The organism is Aquabacterium sp. NJ1, assembly GCF_000768065.1.
In the GTDB taxonomy this organism is placed as follows: Bacteria; Pseudomonadota; Gammaproteobacteria; order Burkholderiales; family Burkholderiaceae_C; genus Aquabacterium.
The window spans coordinates 195,428-213,243 of record NZ_JRKM01000001.1 but is presented as its reverse complement, the minus strand read 5'-3'; the positions used below and the strand labels follow the sequence as shown (position 1 = coordinate 213,243).

The 17,816-nt window shown below is 63.8% G+C and carries 12 protein-coding genes; 5 read left to right on the top strand and 7 right to left on the bottom strand.

Annotated features, from left to right (window positions below; translation table 11 throughout):
- The first annotated feature begins 21 nt into the window (after positions 1-21).
- A complete protein-coding gene (locus JY96_RS22735; protein WP_081960936.1) occupies positions 22-345 on the top strand; it encodes a cupin domain-containing protein in 324 nt (107 codons plus the stop codon).
- A gap of 95 nt (positions 346-440) precedes the next feature.
- Here JY96_RS22735 and purL read toward each other — a convergent pair whose 3' ends face one another.
- Positions 441-4,475 carry a phosphoribosylformylglycinamidine synthase gene (gene purL, locus JY96_RS00920; RefSeq protein ID WP_035040640.1) on the bottom strand — a complete coding sequence of 1,345 codons (4,035 nt, stop codon included), beginning with the start codon at positions 4,473-4,475 and terminating at the stop codon, positions 441-443.
- Positions 4,476-4,664: 189 nt separating this feature from the next.
- Here purL and map point away from each other — a divergent pair, with 189 nt between their 5' ends.
- Entirely contained in the window at positions 4,665-5,477 is an 813-nt protein-coding gene (map, locus tag JY96_RS00915; protein ID WP_035034158.1) for a type I methionyl aminopeptidase, read from the top strand.
- A gap of 71 nt (positions 5,478-5,548) precedes the next feature.
- Positions 5,549-8,140, top strand: coding sequence for a [protein-PII] uridylyltransferase (locus tag JY96_RS00910; RefSeq protein ID WP_035034157.1), 2,592 nt, complete (start codon positions 5,549-5,551; stop codon positions 8,138-8,140).
- A 33-nt stretch (positions 8,141-8,173) separates the two neighbouring features.
- Here the strand turns inward: JY96_RS00910 and JY96_RS00905 are convergent, their stop codons facing one another.
- On the bottom strand, positions 8,174-8,377 hold the full coding sequence (locus tag JY96_RS00905; RefSeq protein ID WP_035034155.1) for a DUF465 domain-containing protein: 204 nt from the start codon (positions 8,375-8,377) through the stop codon (positions 8,174-8,176).
- 100 nt (positions 8,378-8,477) lie between these two features.
- Here JY96_RS00905 and JY96_RS00900 point away from each other — a divergent pair, with 100 nt between their 5' ends.
- Entirely contained in the window at positions 8,478-9,245 is a 768-nt protein-coding gene (locus tag JY96_RS00900) for a PP2C family serine/threonine-protein phosphatase (RefSeq protein WP_369796111.1), read from the top strand.
- Between the two features lie 19 nt (positions 9,246-9,264).
- A complete protein-coding gene (locus JY96_RS00895; RefSeq protein WP_152606324.1) occupies positions 9,265-10,404 on the top strand; it encodes an acyltransferase in 1,140 nt (379 codons plus the stop codon).
- Positions 10,405-10,428: 24 nt separating this feature from the next.
- Here JY96_RS00895 and zapE read toward each other — a convergent pair whose 3' ends face one another.
- From zapE to JY96_RS00870, 5 genes are all read right to left on the bottom strand, one after another.
- Entirely contained in the window at positions 10,429-11,541 is a 1,113-nt protein-coding gene (zapE, locus tag JY96_RS00890) for a cell division protein ZapE (RefSeq protein ID WP_035034152.1), read from the bottom strand.
- A gap of 70 nt (positions 11,542-11,611) precedes the next feature.
- Positions 11,612-13,039 carry a dihydrolipoyl dehydrogenase gene (gene lpdA, locus JY96_RS00885; protein WP_035040632.1) on the bottom strand — a complete coding sequence of 476 codons (1,428 nt, stop codon included), beginning with the start codon at positions 13,037-13,039 and terminating at the stop codon, positions 11,612-11,614.
- Between the two features lie 41 nt (positions 13,040-13,080).
- Positions 13,081-13,413 carry a PspC domain-containing protein gene (locus tag JY96_RS00880; protein ID WP_035034150.1) on the bottom strand — a complete coding sequence of 111 codons (333 nt, stop codon included), beginning with the start codon at positions 13,411-13,413 and terminating at the stop codon, positions 13,081-13,083.
- Between the two features lie 80 nt (positions 13,414-13,493).
- Positions 13,494-14,771: a 2-oxoglutarate dehydrogenase complex dihydrolipoyllysine-residue succinyltransferase gene (gene odhB / locus JY96_RS00875; RefSeq protein ID WP_035034149.1), complete on the bottom strand. Its 1,278-nt coding sequence runs from the start codon at positions 14,769-14,771 to the stop codon at positions 13,494-13,496.
- A gap of 107 nt (positions 14,772-14,878) precedes the next feature.
- Positions 14,879-17,737: a 2-oxoglutarate dehydrogenase E1 component gene (locus JY96_RS00870; protein WP_035040631.1), complete on the bottom strand. Its 2,859-nt coding sequence runs from the start codon at positions 17,735-17,737 to the stop codon at positions 14,879-14,881.
- Positions 17,738-17,816: the final 79 nt, after the last annotated feature.

Genomic DNA, 17,816 nt, shown 5'->3' with positions numbered 1-17,816 from the left:
GCCTCTCGTGCAGTTGCTCCAATTTTTGATAGCGGGCGTCTTCTTTGTCTTTGGCTCTTCGACACCAAATCTCGCATTGGGTTCAGGCTTTATGAGGCCGCATCAATAGGGCGCGATCTGGACAGTGTTGAGCTGTTCTCTCTGGTGATCCCGGGCGACAGTTGGTTCGTCTTGCGCTGTGAGATGGCAGGGAGCTTCAGCCTGATCGGCTGCACTGTGGCACCCGGGTTCGACTTTGAGGACTTCTCGCTGGATGACCGCGCCGTGCTGCTGGGCAAGTTCCCGCAGCATGCGGTGCTTGTCCGTGAGATGGCATTTGAGCAAGAGGCTTTTCCTGGCACCTGACAACGCCGCCGGCCTTCCCGCTGGGAGAGCGTCATGAAAAAGGGGCCCCGAAAGGCCCCTTGCACATTCACCCAGCACCTTGCTGGCACAGGTGATCAACCCACCCACTTGCGCGCGTTGCGGAACATGCGAAGCCAGGGGCTCGCATCGCTCTTGTCACCGCTGGTCCAGCTCATCTGGATGTTGCGGAACACGCGCTCGGGGTGCGGCATCATGGCCGTGAAGCGGCCGTCTGCCGTGGTCACGCTGGTCAGGCCGCCGGGCGAGCCGTTCGGGTTGAACGGGTAGACCTCGGTGGCCGCGCCGGTGTTGTCCACAAAGCGCATGGCCTTGTGCACCTTGGCCGCGTTGCCGCGCTGCGAGAAGTTGGCAAAGCCTTCACCGTGCGACACGGCGATCGGCATGCGGCTGCCGGCCATGCCTTCGAAGAAGATCGAGGGGCTTTCCAGTACTTCGACCAGGCTCAGGCGGGCTTCAAAGCGGGTGCTCTGGTTGTGCGTGAACTTGGGCCAGTCCTGCGCGCCCGGGATGATGGGGCTCAGCGCGGCCAGCATCTGGCAGCCATTGCACACGCCCAGTGCGAAGGTGTCGTTGCGGCCGAAGAAGGCGGCGAACTGCTCGGCCAGCTTGGGGTTGAACATGATCGAGCGGGCCCAGCCTTCGCCGGCGCCCAGCGTGTCGCCGTAGCTGAAACCGCCGCAGGCGATGAAGCCCTGGAACTGGTCCAGGCGAGCACGGCCGTTCTGCAGGTCGCTCATGTGCACGTCAAACGTGTCGAAGCCGCCTTGCGCCACGGCGTACGACATCTCCACATGCGAGTTCACACCCTGCTCACGCAGGATCGCGACCTTGGGGCGGGCCTTGTTGATGAAGGGCGCGGCGACGTTGTCCAGCGGGTCGAAGCTCAGGTGCACGTGCATGCCGGGGTCGGTGGGCAGGCCGATGGCAGCGTGCTCGCTGTTGGCGCAGACGGGGTTGTCGCGCAGCTGGGCAATGCGCCAGCTCACGTCATCCCAGGTCTTGTGCAGCTGTTCCAGCGGGGCGCTGAACACGGGCTTGGCATCGCGCCAGACCTGCACCTCGTCCTTGGCAGCGCCCGTCAGGATGGGCTTGCCGATCACGTGGCTGTGCTTGCTCAGGCCGTGCTCGCGCAAGGTCTGAATCACGGCATCGCGGTCAGCCGTGCGCACTTGCAGCACCACGCCCAGCTCTTCGTTGAACAAGGCCTTGAGCGTCAGTTCGTTGCGACGCTCGCCCACCTGGCCAGCCCAGTTCTTGGAGTCGCCGGTGTCAGCGCGGCTGTCGGTGATGCCGTCGCCTTCGGTGACCAGCATGTCCACATTGAGGCTCACACCGGTGTGGCCGGCAAAGGCCATCTCACACACGGTGGCCCACAGGCCGCCGTCACCACGGTCGTGATAAGCCAGCAGCTTGCCTTGGGCGCGCAGTGCGTTCACGGCGGCCACGGTGGCCTTGAGCATCTCGGGGTTGTCGCAGTCAGGTACCTTGTTGCCGAACTGGCCCAGCACCTGCGCCAGCATCGAGCCGGCCATGCGCTTCTTGCCCTCGCCCAGGTCGATCAGGATCAGGCTGGTGTCCAGCGGCTGGCCGTTCTCGGCGGTGATCAGTTGCGGGGTCAGCGTGGGGCGAACGTCGTCGATCGACGCGAAGGCCGTCACGATCAGGGACACAGGCGCGGTCACCGACTTGCTCTCGCCCTTGTCGGCCCATTTTGTACGCATGGACAGCGAGTCCTTGCCCACTGGGATGGACACGCCCAGCGCCGGGCACAGGTCCATGCCCACGGCCTTGACCGTGTCGTACAAGGCGGCGTCTTCACCGGCTTCACCGCAAGCAGCCATCCAGTTGGCAGACAGCTTCACCTTGCTCAGCTCGATCGGCGCGGCCAGCAAGTTGGTGATGGACTCGGCCACGGCCATGCGGCCGGATGCGGGCGCGTTCACCGAGGCCAGCGGCGTGCGCTCGCCCATGGCCATGGCTTCACCAGCAAAACCCTTGAAGTCCGCCAGGGTCACGGCCACGTCGGCCACGGGCACCTGCCAGGGGCCGACCATCTGGTCGCGCGAGTTCAGGCCACCCACGGTGCGGTCACCGATGGTGATCAAAAAGCGCTTGCTGGCCACAGTGGGGTGACGCAGCACGTCGAAGGCGACCTTGTCCAGCGCCACGCCGGTCAGGTCCAGCTGGCCGCCATCCCACACCACGCGCTTGACGTCGCGGTGCATCTTGGGCGGCTTGCCCAGCAGCACTTCCATGGGCATGTCGACCGGCTTGTCAGAGCCAGGCTTGGTGCTGTCTTCGAGGATCAGCTCACAGGCCTCGGTGGCCACGCCGATCACGCCAAACGGGCAACGCTCGCGGTTGGCCATCTCGGTGAAGATGGGCAGCGACTCCGGCGCAATGGCCAGCACGTAACGCTCCTGGCTTTCGTTGCACCAGATTTCCTTGGGGGCCATGCCGGTTTCTTCCAGTGGCACTTTGCTCAGATCGAAGCGGGCGCCCTTGCCGGCGCCGTCCACCAGTTCCGGGAAGGCGTTGGAGATGCCGCCCGCGCCCACGTCATGGATGGCCAGGATGGGGTTGTTGGCGCCCAGCCCCCAGCAGTGGTTGATGACTTCCTGCGCACGGCGCTCGATCTCGGGGTTGCCGCGCTGCACGGAATCGAAATCCAGTGCCGCGGAGTTGGTACCTGCCGCCATAGACGACGCCGCCGCACCCGCCATGCCGATGCGCATGCCGGGGCCGCCCAGCTGGATCAACAGCGTGCCAGCGGCGAACTGGATCTTCTTCGTCTGTTCGCTGCTGATGGTGCCGATGCCACCCGCGATCATGATGGGCTTGTGGTAACCGCGGCGAATCGCTGCAGCGCCCTCGCCCACTGACTGCTCGAACACGCGGAAGTAGCCGCCCAGGTTGGCGCGGCCGAATTCGTTGTTGAACGCGGCGCCACCCAGCGGGCCTTCGATCATGATCTGCAGCGGGCTGGCGATGTGCTCGGGCTTGCCGAACTTCACGGCTTCCCAGGGCTCGTTGGTGCCAGGCAGGTTCAGGTTGGATACCGAGAAGCCGGTCAGGCCCGACTTGGGGCGCGAACCACGGCCCGTGGCGCCTTCGTCACGGATCTCGCCACCCGCACCCGTCGACGCGCCAGGGTAAGGCGAAATCGCGGTCGGGTGGTTGTGGGTCTCCACCTTCATCAGCACATGGGCCAGCTCTTCGCGGGCCTGGTACTGCGGGGCGTTGGTGTAGCCGGCTGGCATCCAGCGCTCGATCTGGTGGCCTTCCATCACCGAGGCGTTGTCGCTGTAGGCCACCACGGTGTGTTGCGGGTTCAGCTTTTCCGTGTTGCGGATCATGCCGAACATGGACAGGTCCTGTGCCTGGCCATCAATGGTGAACTGCGCGTTGAAAATTTTGTGCCGGCAGTGCTCGCTGTTGGCCTGCGCGAACATCATCAGCTCGACGTCCGTCGGGTTGCGCTTCAGCCCCTTGAAGGCGCTGACCAGGTAGTCGATTTCATCATCCGACAAGGCCAGGCCGAAGGTCACGTTGGCGGCTTCCAGCGCCTTGCGGCCCTCGCCCAGCACGTCCACGTGGGCCATGGGTGCGCCTTGTTGCTCGTCGAACAGGTGGCGGGCTTCGTCACGGGCCAGCAGCACGCTCTCGGTCATGCGGTCGTGCAGCAGCGCGGCGCAGGCTTTCAGGTCCTGCACGGCCAGGCCCTTGGCGCCGCCCATCAAGGCGCCGATCACGCCGGCCTTGACCGTGATGCGGAATTCGGTCACGCGCTCGACGCGGCGGATGCCCAGGCCGCAGTTGTGCGCGATGTCCGTGGCCTTGGAGGCCCAGGGCGACACGGTGCCCAGGCGAGGCGCCACCACGATCAGGTCGCCGTCAGACGGGCCTTCGTAGGCATCGCCATACGTCAGCAGCGCCGACAGCTTGTCCAGCTCACCTTGCGGCAGGGCCTGGTCCAGGGCCACCCAGTGCACAAAGCGGGCATGCACGCCACTGATGCGAGGGTTGATGGCCTGCAGCTTGGGCAGCAGAGCCTGGACTTGGTGGGGAGCCAGGGCGTTGCCGCCCTCGAAGTGCATCAGGTTGGACATCGCTTGGGGGGTGCGTTCGGTCACGGCGGGGTGGGCCTTTTTGCTACACCCGCGAGGTGCGCGGGTGGGCTTGTCGTGAGGAAAAACGCGCATTTTACCGGGCTCGGGCCTCCCGCGCCTGAAATTCAATGCCTTTCTCATGCCCCTGCCTGCGTCATAGCACGCGCGAAATACGGATAATTCGCGTCCATGAGCATCACCATCAAAACAGGCGCCGACATCGACGCCATGCGTCTGGCCGGTCGATTGGCGTCCGAGGTGCTGGACTACATCACCCCCTTCGTCAAACCCGGTGTCACCACCGAAGAGCTGGACAAGCTCTGCCATGACTACATGGTCAACGAGCAGGGTTGCGTGCCCGCCCCGCTGAACTATGCCCCGGGCGGCCACAAGCCCTACCCCAAGTCCATCTGCACCTCGATCAACCAGCAGGTCTGCCACGGTATCCCCAGTGACAAGCAGCTGAAAGATGGCGACATCGTCAACCTGGACATCACCGTCATCAAGAACGGCTGGCACGGTGACACCAGCCGCATGTTCATCGTGGGCAATGGCTCCATCGCGGCCAAGCGCCTGTGCGCCATCACCTACGAAGCCATGTGGCGCGGCATCGCCAAGGTCAAGCCTGGCATCCGCCTGGGCGACATCGGCCACGCCATCCAGACCTTCGCCGAAAACCAGGGCTTCTCGGTGGTGCGCGAATTCTGCGGCCACGGCATCGGCGAGAAGTTCCACGAAGAGCCGCAAGTGCTGCACTACGGCCGCCCCGGCACGCTGGAAGAACTCAAGCCCGGCATGATCTTCACCATCGAGCCCATGATCAACGCGGGCAAGAAGGACATCAAGTCGCTGGGTGATGGCTGGACCATCGTCACCAAGGACCGCTCCTTGTCCGCCCAGTGGGAGCACACCGTGCTGGTGACCGAAACCGGCTACGAGGTGTTGACCCTGTCGGCTGGCAGCCCGCCCCTGCCCGACTTCATCACGTCGACCAAGACCTGACCCGCAAACAGCGCAAGGCCCTGCCGCAAACTGGACAGGGCCTTTGTCATTGCAGTACCGCCTCACACAACATGCCCCTGGACGTCGCCGCGCTGCGCACGCAGTTCAAAACCGCCAAGACCGAGCTGCTCACCCAGTTCCAGCAAAGCCGGGCATCGACCGTCACGGCCAGCCGGCTGCTCACCCAGCTGGCCAAGCTGGTGGACCGCACCCTGATCCAGATCTGGGAGGCGCATGCGTTGCCCAAGGGGGCTGCCCTGGTGGCCGTGGGCGGCTACGGGCGCGGCGAGCTGTTTCCCCACTCGGATGTGGACGTGCTGATGCTGCTGCCGGTGTCGCCCTCCATCGGCGGTGACGAGAGCCTGGCGCCCAGCGTCGAGAGCTTCATCAGCGCCTGCTGGGACATCGGCCTGGAGATCGGCTCCAGCGTGCGCAGCGTTGAAGAATGTGGCGAAGAGGCCCAGCGCGACGTCACCGTGCAGACGGCCTTGCTGGAAGCTCGCTTCATCTGCGGCTCCAAGGCGCGCTTTGACGAGCTGCAGCACTCCACCTTCGATCACCTGGACGTGGCCGCCTTCGTGACCGCCAAGATGCTGGAGATGCGCCAGCGGCACACCAAGTACGAAGACACGCCCTACTCGCTGGAGCCCAACTGCAAGGAAAGCCCTGGTGGCCTGCGCGACCTGCAGGTGGTGCTGTGGCTGGCCCGCGCCGCGCGCCTGGGCAAGAACTGGCACGAGCTGGCCAAGAACGGCCTGCTGACCGCGTTCGAGGCCCGCCAGCTGCAGCGCAACGAAGGCACGCTCAAGCTGATCCGCACCCGCCTGCACCAGATCGCGGGCCGCCGCGAAGACCGCCTGGTGTTCGACCTGCAGACCGCCGTGGCCGAGTCCTTCGGCTACACCAACACGCCGGAACTGCGTGCCAGCGAAGCGCTGATGCGCCGTTACTACTGGGCAGCCAAGGCGGTCACACAGCTCAACCAGATCCTGATCCTCAACATCGAAGAGCGCGTGCATGGCTCTCAGGACGCCCCCATGCGCCCGATCAACGAGCGCTTCATGGACCGCGGCGGTTTCCTGGAAGTGACCAGCGACGACCTGTATCAGCGTGACCCGCATGCCATCCTGGCCACCTTCCTGACCCTGCAGCAGGACAACACGCTCAAAGGCCTGTCCGCCCGCACCCTGCGCGCGCTGTACAACGCCCGCAACGTGATGGACGGTGCCTTCCGCAAGGACCCGGTCAACCGCGAAGCCTTCATGGCGATCCTGCGCCAGCCCCAGGGGCAGACCCGCGTCATGCGCCTGCTCAACCAGACCTCGGTGCTGGGCCGCTACCTGTGGGTGTTCCGCCGCATCGTCGGGCAGATGCAGCATGACCTGTTCCACGTCTACACGGTGGACCAGCACATCCTGATGGTGGTGCGCAATGTGCGCCGCTACTTCATTCCCGAGCACGCGCACGAGTACCCCTTCTGCACGCAACTGGCCGCTGAGTGGGACAAGCCCTGGCTGCTGTACGTGGCCGCCCTTTTCCACGACGTGGCCAAGGGCCGTGGTGGCGACCACTCCGTGCTGGGCGGCACCGAGGTTCGGCGCTTCTGCCGCGACCACAACATCACCGGTGATGACGCCAAACTCATCGAGTTCCTGGTGGCCGAGCACCTGACCATGTCCCGCGTGGCCCAGAAGGAGGACTTGTCCGACCCGGATGTGATCCAGGCCTTTGCCAAGCGCGTGGGCAACGAGCGTGCCCTCACCGGCCTGTATTTGCTGACCGTGGCCGACATCCGCGGCACCAGCCCCAAGGTCTGGAACGCCTGGAAGGGCAAGCTGCTGGAAGACCTCTACAAGCTCACCTTGCGTGCGCTGGGCGGTGCACGGCCCCACATGGACGCCGAGATCGAAGCGCGCAAGCAGCAGACCCGCCACACCCTGGCGCTTTACTACATGCCCACCGGCATCGAAGAGCCATTGTGGAAGACGCTGGACATGAGCTACTTCGCGCGGCACGACTCGGCGGATATTGCCTGGCACACCCGCATGCTGTGGCGCCATGTCCAGACAGAAAAACCGGTTGTGGCCGCCCGCCTCTCATCCGTGGGCGAAGGCCTGCAGGTGCTGGTCTACTCGCCTGATCGGCCCGATCTGTTCGCCCGCATATGCGGTTACTTCGACAAGGCCGGCTTCAGCATCCAGGATGCGCGCATCCACACCTCCAAATCCGGCTACGCGCTGGACACCTTCCAGATCCTGGCGGCCGACAACATGGCCTTCGAAGGGGTGCACTACCGTGATCTCATCGCCCTGGTTGAAAACCAGTTGGCCGAGGCCGTGGCGTCTGACAAGCCCCTGCATGAGCCCAGCCGGGGCCGCCTGTCGCGCCGTGTGAAGTCTTTCCCGGTCAAGCCGCGCGTGAGCCTGCGCCCGGACGAGCGCGCCCAGCGTTGGCTGCTGAGCGTGTCGGCCAGCGACCGTTCAGGCCTGCTTTACGTGATCGCACGCACCTTGGCCCGCCATCACGTCAACGTCCAACTGGCAAAAGTCAGCACCTTGGGCGAGCGGGTGGAAGACACCTTCCTGGTCACCGGCGACGCCTTGCGCCAGGACAAGCTGCAGCTGACGCTGGAAACCGAACTGCTTGAAGCGCTGGCCGCCTGAGCGCTCCCGGGCTGGGATGGCCAAGCCGGAAATTCAGGCCGGCTCTTTCGGGTCAAGCATCAATTCCAGCCGCGCGATCAGGTCGCGCAGCAGCAAACGACGCTTCTTGAGGCGGCGCAACGACAGCTCGTCCACCGGCGTCTGCTCGGCTGCACGGTCAATCAAATTGTCCAGATCAGCATGCTCCATCCTCAACTCGATGAGCTGGCGATGGGGAGAGTGCAGGTTTTCTTGCATCTTGGACGCCACAAAGCTCCATGATTAGGCGCTTGAACAAGGGATGCCCCGGGGCATCGCCACCCCCCGGATCCTACTGATTAGCGATTATAGTTTTCCCATGATGAATGCACCGTCCAGTTTTCGACTGGTGGCCGCCACAGGTATCCATCGGGGAGACCGGCCGTATCAGCAAGACCAAGTGGAAGTCATCCCTCACCCCCGGGTGCAGGGGTGCCTGCTTGCCGTGGTCGCCGATGGCATGGGGGGCAAGAGCGGCGGTCGCAAGGCGGCCGACCAGGTCATCATGACTGCCCGGCAGGTATTTGACCGTTACGTGCCCAGCAAGGACGAATCCGCCCAGACGCTGGCGCAACTGGTCAATGAGGCCCACCTCATGATCAAGCTGACGGCGCTCGCCTTCGAGGAGGAGCCGCACTCCACCATCGGCGCCTTCATCGTCAACCCGGATCTATCTGCCGACATCGTGCATGCCGGCGACACCCGCGTCTACCACTTCCGGGGGCCGGAACTGGCGCACCGCACCCTGGACCACTCCTTCGTGCAGCGCCTGGTCGACGAAGGCCAGATCACGGAAGACGAGGCCAATGTGCACCCGCAGGCCAACCTGCTGACGGGTTGCCTGGGCACGCAGCAGGACCCGCCCGTTGCCACGCACCGCATCCATCAACTGGAGATCGGCGACAGCCTGCTGGTGTGTTCTGATGGCCTGTGGCACTACTTCACGCCCAAGGAGCTGGGCGCCATCGTGCACACGCTGCCCCCACGCGAGGCCGCCGAGATGCTGATCGGCAAGGCGCGCCACCGCGCCCGCGCTGGCGGCGACAACCTTTCCCTGGCCCTGGTACGCGTCGAAGCCCCTAACTGATCGATTGCTGGAGCTGCCGTTGACGCGCCCCTCCCACCTGCCATCACTGGATGGCATCCGTGGCCTGGCCATCCTGATGGTCATTGCACACAACGTCCAACTGCTGGACGTGCCCGAGATGCACGGGGCAGTCGCCCTGGCCCAGCTTGCCCTCAACATCGGCTGGATCGGTGTTCAGCTGTTCTTTGTGCTCAGCGGCTTCCTGATCACCGGCATCTTGCTGGACTCGGTCGGGCAGCCCCATGGCCTGCGCAACTTCATCGCCCGGCGCGCCTTGCGGATCTTTCCGCTGTACTACGGCGCGCTGGTGCTGATCTTCGTGCTGCTGCCGCTGCTGGGCGCGCAACCCGAGATGTACAAGGCCCAGGCGCCTTATCAGATCTGGCTATGGGTCTACCTCTCCAACTGGACGGATGCGATGGGCATCGGCCCCGGGAGCTTGCCGCATTTCTGGTCGCTGGCCGTCGAGGAGCAGTTCTACCTGCTGTGGCCCTTGCTGGTCTTCTCCTTGCGCACACCCCAGCGCGTGGCCGTCATGTGCGCCCTGGTCAGCATCATTTCGCTGCTGTGCCGCATGGCCTTGTACAACGCTGACGCCAACCATCGGATTGTGTACGAGTGGACCATCTGCCGGATGGACGCACTGGCACTGGGGGGGCTGGCTGCGACTTGCTGGCGTGTGGAGACATGGCGGAACTGGATTGCGGCGCATCGTCGTCAACTGGCTTGGGCCTTGCTGCTCTTGCTGACAAGCTCCTTCCTGTGGACGCATGCTTTCCCTCGCGCAACATTCAGGAGCATGACTGAGGGCTATACGGTGCTGGCCATCGGGTTCGCGGCCTGGCTCTATCTGGCGGCAAACCACGATGCGCTGGCGGCCACCGGAGGCGTGCGGACGCCTGCATGGCACCGCGCGCTCCGTAACCCTGTTCTGCAAAGCGTGGGCAAGTACAGCTACGGGATGTACGTGATCCACAAACCCTTGCATGATCTGTTCAGCGCCGATGTGCTGGCCAGAATGGGGGTGCAGACCGAGGGGCACATCCTCAACGCCTGCCTGCATGTGCTGGCGGTTACCTTGATCAGCTATGCCGCCGCCTGGCTCACCTACCACCTGTACGAAGTGCACTTTCTGCGCCTGAAGCGCCACTTCGCCTGAGCCTGACGCCAGACTGCTGGTCGCTCAGGTCAGCGAGGTGTCCACCACGCGCCGCTCTTCGCTCAGGTATTCCTTGGACTGCATCTCGGTGAGGCGGGACACCGTGCGCGGGAACTCGTGCGACATCGGCCCCTCGGTGTAGAGCTGCTCGGGCGGCACCTCGGCCGAGATCACCAGCTTGCACTTGCGGTCATACAGCACGTCGATCAGCCAGGTGAAGCGCCGGGCCTCCGAGGCCATGCGCACCGGCATGTGCGGCACGTCAGACAGCATCACCGCGTGAAAACGTGAGGCCAGCTCCAGGTAGTCATTCTGCGAGCGCGGGCCACCGCACAGGGTCTGGAAGTCGAACCACACGACACCGCCCGCACGGCGTTTGGCCTTGAGCACGCGGTGCTCGATGTGCAGCTCCGGGTCTTCGTCAGCGGTTTCCGCCAGCTTGCCGAAGATCTCGCTCATCTCCTTGGCCGTCTCGTCGTTCAGCGGCGTCAGGTAGAGATTGGCCAGCTCCAGGGTGCGGCGGCGGTAGTCGTTGCCGCTGTCCACATTGATCACCTCCAACTGGCTCTTGAGCAGCTCGATGGCCGGCAGGATGCGGTCGCGGTGCAGGCCATTGGGATACAGGCCGTCCGGGTGGAAGTTCGACGTGGTGATGATGCTCATCCGGTTGCGGAACATGGCGTCCAGCAAACGGTAGAGGATCATGGCGTCAGTCACATCGGCCACGTGGAACTCGTCAAAGCAGATCAGGCGGTGCTTGCGCGACATGCGCTTGGCCAGCACCTCCAGCGGGTCCTGCACGCCCTTGAGCTCGTGCAACTGCCGGTGCACCTCTCGCATGAACTCGTGAAAGTGCAGGCGTGTCTTGCGCTGCAGCGGGACCGCGTTGTAGAAGCAGTCCATGATGAAGCTCTTGCCCCGCCCCACCCCGCCGTACATGTAGACGCCCTTGGGCAGGTCCGGGTAACGCAGCATCTTGGTCAGCGCATTGGAGCGCTGGCGCTTGTAGCCAGCCCACTCGTCCTGGCAGCGTTGCAGTGCCGCGATGCCCTTGAGCTGTGCCGGGTCGGCTTTGTAGCCTCGCTCGGCCAGGCTCTGCTCATACAGCTTGGTAACGGAGATCGCGGACGCTGGCATTTGACAATGTGGAAAGACCAAGAAAAAGGGGCAGCCCAGCCGCCCCTGATGCGAGTAGCTTGCGCTGAACTCAGAAGTTTAAGGTGCGCTTGTCCACTGCGAGCGCTGCTTCCTTGGTCGCCTCACTCAAACTGGGGTGAGCGTGGCAGATGCGCGCGATGTCTTCGGCGCTGGCCTTGAAAGCCATGGCCACAACCGCTTCCGAGATCAACTCGCTGGCAAACGGCCCGATGATGTGCACACCCAGGATTTCGTCGGTCGCGGCGTCGGCCAGAAACTTGACGAAACCGGTCGTGTCACCCAAGGCACGGGCGCGACCATTGGCAATGAAGGGGAAGGAACCGGCCTTGTAGGGCCGGCCCTCCGCTTTCAGCGCCTGTTCGGTTTTGCCGACCCAGGCGATCTCCGGGCTGGTGTAGATCACCCAGGGAATGAGGTTGAAATCGACGTGGCCATGTTGACCGGCAATGCGCTCGGCCACTGCCACACCTTCTTCTTCAGCTTTGTGCGCCAGCATGGGGCCGCGCACCACGTCACCCACCGCCCAGACATTGGGCAGGTTGGTCTTGCAGTCGTCGTCCACGATGATGGCGCCACGCTCGTCGAGCTTGAGGCCTACGGCCTCGGTGTTCAGGCCATTGGTATTGGGCACGCGGCCGATGGACACGATCAGCTTGTCCACGTCCAGCTTCTGTTCTTCGCCCTTGGCGTTGGCGTAGCTCACGCTCACGCCTTTCTTGCCGGCCTTCACTTCGCTGATCTTCACGCCCAGCTCCAGCTTGATGCCTTGCTTGACAAAGATCTTCTGCGCTTCCTTGGCGACTTGCTCGTCCACGGCAGCCAGGAAGGTCGGCAGCGCTTCCAGCACGGTGACTTCCGCACCCAGGCGGCGCCACACCGAGCCCATCTCCAGGCCGATCACGCCGGAGCCGATCACACCCAGCTTCTTGGGCACTTCGCCGATGGCCAGCGCGCCGTCGTTGGACAGGATCAGCTTTTCATCGAACTCGGCACCTGGCAGCTGGCGGGCATTCGAGCCCGTGGCCACGATGACGTGCTTGCCGGTCAGCGTATCGGGCTTGTCACCCGCCACCGCGATTTCATAACCACCGTCAGCAGCCTTCACGAACGAGCCACGTCCGTGGAAGAACGATACCTTGTTCTTCTTGAACAGGTAGAGGATGCCGTCGTTGTTCTGTTTGACGACCGTGTCCTTGCGGCCGATCATCTTGGCCACATCCATCTTCAGGCCTTCCACGGTGATGCCGTGGTCCACGAAGTGGTGCGCCGCCTGTTCATAGTGCTCGGACGATTGCAGCAAGGCCTTCGACGGGATGCAGCCCACGTTGGTGCAGGTGCCACCAGGTGCGGGGCCGCCCTTGCTGTTCTTCCATTCGTCGACACACGCGACCTTGAAGCCCAGTTGCGCAGCACGGATGGCCGCGATGTAGCCACCAGGGCCCCCGCCGATGACGATGACGTCGAATTGATTGGACATGATGTGATCCGCTTGTTGCGCCGTGTGATCAGTCGTGGGTTTCACTCGTCAGGAACGAAGATCCACAGCAGGATGTAAAGCAAGAGACCTGTACCCCAGAGCAGGAACATGGCAGCGAAGATCAGCCGCCAGATCCACGACTCCATGTTCGTCAAGCGCGCGATGCCACCGCAAACGCCACCCAGCCAACGGTCGTCTCGTGAACGGCGCAGTTGGCTGACCTCCAGGCTGCCGGGAACGTCGGCCGGTAAGCCGTCGCCCGACTGGGGCAATTTTTGGATAAGCCGGGTCTTGATCTGCTGGAACTCCTCATCGCTGAGCACGCCGCGTTCATGCAGCGCCGCGATGCGTTCGAGTTCATCAGCCAGAGACATGTGTGTGGATCCTGTCAGGGGGCTTGCAAGTCCGGAGCGGGCCCTTTTGAGGCCCGCCCGGCCGCAAAATCAAAGGTCGTTCAGATGTCGAACAGCAGGCGCGCGGGTTCTTCCAGCGCTTCCTTCATGGCGACCAGGCCCAGCACGGCTTCGCGGCCGTCGATGATGCGGTGGTCGTACGACATGGCCAGGTAGTTGATCGGGCGGATCACGATCTGGCCGTTCTCCACAACCGGGCGGTCCTTGGTGGCGTGCACGCCCAGGATGGCCGATTGCGGCGGGTTGATGATGGGGGTCGACAACATCGAGCCGAAAGTGCCACCGTTGGAGATCGAGAAGGTGCCGCCGGTGAGGTCGTCCAGGCCCAGCTTGCCGTCACGGGCCTTGGCACCGAATTCGGCAATCTTCTTTTCGATCTCGGCGAAGGTCATCTGGTCGGCGTTGCGCAGCACCGGCACCACCAGGCCGCGGGGCGAACCCACCGCCACGCCGATGTCAAAGTAGCCGTGGTAGACGATGTCATTGCCGTCCACCGACGCGTTGATCACTGGGTACTTCTTCAAGGCGTGCACGGCGGCCTTGACGAAGAAGCTCATGAAGCCCAGCTTGACGCCGTGTTCCTTCTCGAACTTCTCCTGGAACTTCTTGCGGATCTCCATCACTGGGGCCATGTTCACTTCGTTGAACGTGGTCAGGATGGCGTTGGTGGCTTGCGATTGCAGCAGGCGCTCGGCCACGCGGGCACGCAGGCGGCTCATCGGCACGCGCTGCTCGGGGCGCTCGCCCAGCGAGTTAGGCACGTTGGGGGCCTGGACGGCGGGCAAGGCGTTGGTTGGTACACCGGTAGGGATCGCCGGTGCGGCAGGCGCAGCAGCGGCGGGCCTGGTGGCGCCACTGGCCACGGCTTGCAGCACGTCGCCCTTGGTCACGCGGCCATCCTTGCCGGAGCCAGCCACCTGGCCGGTGCTCAAGCCGTTGTCAGCCAGCAGCTTGGCCGCTGCAGGCATGGCCACATCGGCCTTGCTGCCACCGGTGGCGGCGGCAGGCGCAGCTGCCACGGGTGCAGGTGCCGCAGCGGCAGGCGCAGCTGCGGGTGCTGCCACAGCGCCCGCAGAGGCTTCAGTGTCGATCTGTGCGATGACCTGGTCGGACACCACGGTGCCGCCATCACCCACCACCAGGGCCGACAGCACGCCTGCAGCGGGGGCCGGCACTTCAAGCACGACCTTGTCCGTCTCGATCTCGATCAGGATTTCGTCGGCGGCGACCGCTTCGCCGGGCTTCTTCTTCCACTGCAGCAGGGTGGCTTCGGCCACCGACTCGGACAACTGGGGAACCTTGACTTCAATGATTGCCATGATGTGTATCTCCTGTGGGCCCTGCGTTCGCGCTCACCGGCTGGCCTGTTCGCTCGATGCGTTTGCAGGCAGCCAGGATCGAGCGCCACGCAACGGCGCCTGAACCTTTACTTGGTGAGAACGAAGCCCTTGAGCTTGGCGAAGGCCTGGTCCAGCAAAGCTTTTTGCTGTTCCTGGTGCAGGTGGGCGTAACCCACTGCGGGCGAAGCCGATGCAGGGCGACCTGCATATCCCAGCTTCTGGCCGTCTGCCATGTTCTCGTGGATGTAGTGCTGAACGAAGAACCAGGCCCCCTGGTTCTGCGGCTCGTCCTGGCACCACACCAGATCCGTGAGGTTGGGATACTTCTTGACCTCGGCGGCGAAGGCTTTGTGCGGGAAGGGATACAGCTGCTCGACGCGGACGATGACCGTGTCGGTGGCCTTCTTCTCTGCACGCTTCTTGACCAGGTCGTAATAGACCTTGCCAGAGCAGCAGATCATGCGCTTGACCTTGCTGTTGTCGATGGTCTCGTCCACCTCGCCGATCACGGTGCGGAATTCGCCGCGTGTGAACTCGGTCAGGGGCGAGGTCGCGTCCTTGTTACGCAGCAGCGACTTGGGCGTCATGATGACCAGCGGCTTGCGGAACATGCGCACCATCTGGCGACGCAGCACATGGAAGATCTGCGAGGCCGAGGTCGGCTGCACGATCTGCATGTTGTTGTCGGCAGCCAGCTGCATGAAGCGCTCCAGGCGGGCCGAGCTGTGCTCGGGGCCCTGACCTTCATAACCGTGCGGCAGCATCATCGTCAGGCCGTTGGCGCGGCCCCACTTCACTTCACCGGATGCGATGAACTGGTCGATCACCACCTGGGCGCCGTTGGCGAAGTCGCCAAACTGGGCTTCCCAGATGACCAGGCTGTTGGGGTCGGAGCCGGCGTAGCCATACTCGAAGCCCAGCACCGCTTCTTCAGACAGGATGGAGTCGATGACAACGAACGGGGCCTGATTCTCGGCCACGTGTTGCAGCGGCACATAGGTGCCGATGTCCCACTTTTCGCGGTTCTGGTCGTGCAGCACGGCGTGGCGGTGGGTGAAGGTGCCGCGGCCGCAGTCTTCGCCAGACAGGCGCACCGGGTAACCGGAAGCCACCAGCGAAGCGAAGGCCATGTGCTCGCCCATGCCCCAGTCCACATTGACCTCGCCACGGCCCATGGCAGCACGGTCATCGATGACCTTCTGCACCAGCGGGTGAGGCTTGAAGTCCTTGGGGACGGTCGTGATGCGCTCGGCCAGGCGGCGAAACTCGGCCAAAGGCAAGGCCGTGTCGGCGCTGTCCGTCCACTTCTTGCCCAGGTAAGGCGTCCAGTCGACGGCATACTTGCTCTTGAAGTTGGTCAGCACCGGGTCAACCGTGTGCTTGCCGGCTTCCATGGCGCCACGGTATTCCTTGACCATGTCGTCCGGGCCGGTGGCGGGCAAGGTGCCGCCACCCACCAGCTTGTCGCCGTACACCTTGCGGGTGCCGGGGTGCTGGCCGATCTTCTTGTACATCAGCGGCTGGGTCATGGCAGGCGTGTCCTGCTCGTTGTGGCCCAGTTTGCGGAAGCAGACGATGTCCACCACCACGTCCTTGCTGAATTCCTGGCGATAGTCCAGCGCCAGCTGCGTGGCCAGCACGACCGCTTCAGGGTCGTCGCCATTCACGTGCAGCACGGGCGCTTCGATCATCTTGACCACGTCCGAGCAGTACAGCGTCGAGCGGCTGTCACGCGGGTCGGAGGTGGTGAAACCGATCTGGTTGTTGATCACGATGTGCACCGTGCCGCCCGTGTAGTAACCACGGGTCTGCGCCAGTGCCAGCGTTTCCATCACCACACCCTGGCCGGCAAAGGCCGCGTCGCCGTGCACCTGCACGGGCAGCACTTGCGAGCCCTTGACGTCGCCGCGGCGGTCCATACGGGCCTTGACCGAACCTTCGATCACCGGGTTGACGATTTCCAGGTGCGACGGGTTGAAGGACAAGGACAGGTGGACGGGGCCGCCAGGCGTGGTCACGTCGCTGGAGAAGCCCTGGTGGTACTTCACGTCGCCGGACGGCAGGTTCTCGGGCGCGGTGTGTTCGAACTCGGAGAACAGCTCGCCAGGTTGTTTGCCCAGCGTGTTGACCAGCACGTTCAAGCGGCCGCGGTGGGCCATGCCGATGACGATTTCCTGCACGCCCTTTTCACCGGCGCGCTGGATCAATTCGTCCATCGAGGCGATGAAGCTTTCGCCGCCTTCCAGTGAGAAACGCTTCTGGCCGACGTACTTGGTGTGCAGGAAGCGCTCCAGGCCTTCGGCAGCCGTCAGGCGCTCCAGGATGTGCTTCTTCTTCTCGGCGGTGAAGGTGGGCTTGGAGCGAATGGACTCCAGCTTTTCCTGCCACCAGCGCTTTTCACCGGGGTCGGTGATGTGCATGTACTCGGCGCCGATGCTGCCGCAGTAGGTTTCACGCAGGGCCTGCACGATTTCGCGCAAGGTCATGTGCTCGGCCTTGGTGAAATACGTGTTGGTGGCGCTGAACGTGATGTCCATGTCCGACTCGGTGAAGTCGTAGAAGGACGGTTCGAGTTCGGGGATCTTGAGGCGTTCCTGGCGCTTGAGGGGATCAAGATCCGCCCAGCGGGAACCGAGGAAGCGATAGGCAGCAATCAACGATTGAACGTGAACCTGCTTGCGTGCGACAGCCAGATCAGCGGAGCTGGTCTTGACCATGAAGGCATTGGCCTTGGCACGCTGGGCAAACGATTCAACCACGGGCGCATGGGCCACATCGCGGTGATCGGTGCCATCAGAGGCTGGGACGTTCTGGAGGGCGTCGAAGTAGGAACGCCAGTTATCTGGCACGGACCCGGGATTGTCGAGGTAAGCCTCGTACAACTCTTCGACATATGGGGCGTTGCCCCCGAACAGGTACGAGTTCGACCTGAACTGCTGCATCATTTCGCTCACCTCGCTCCAGGGTTTGCCTGGACATTGGCTGGTTGAAAAACCTTCCGCGACACGGCTTGACCGGTTGGCG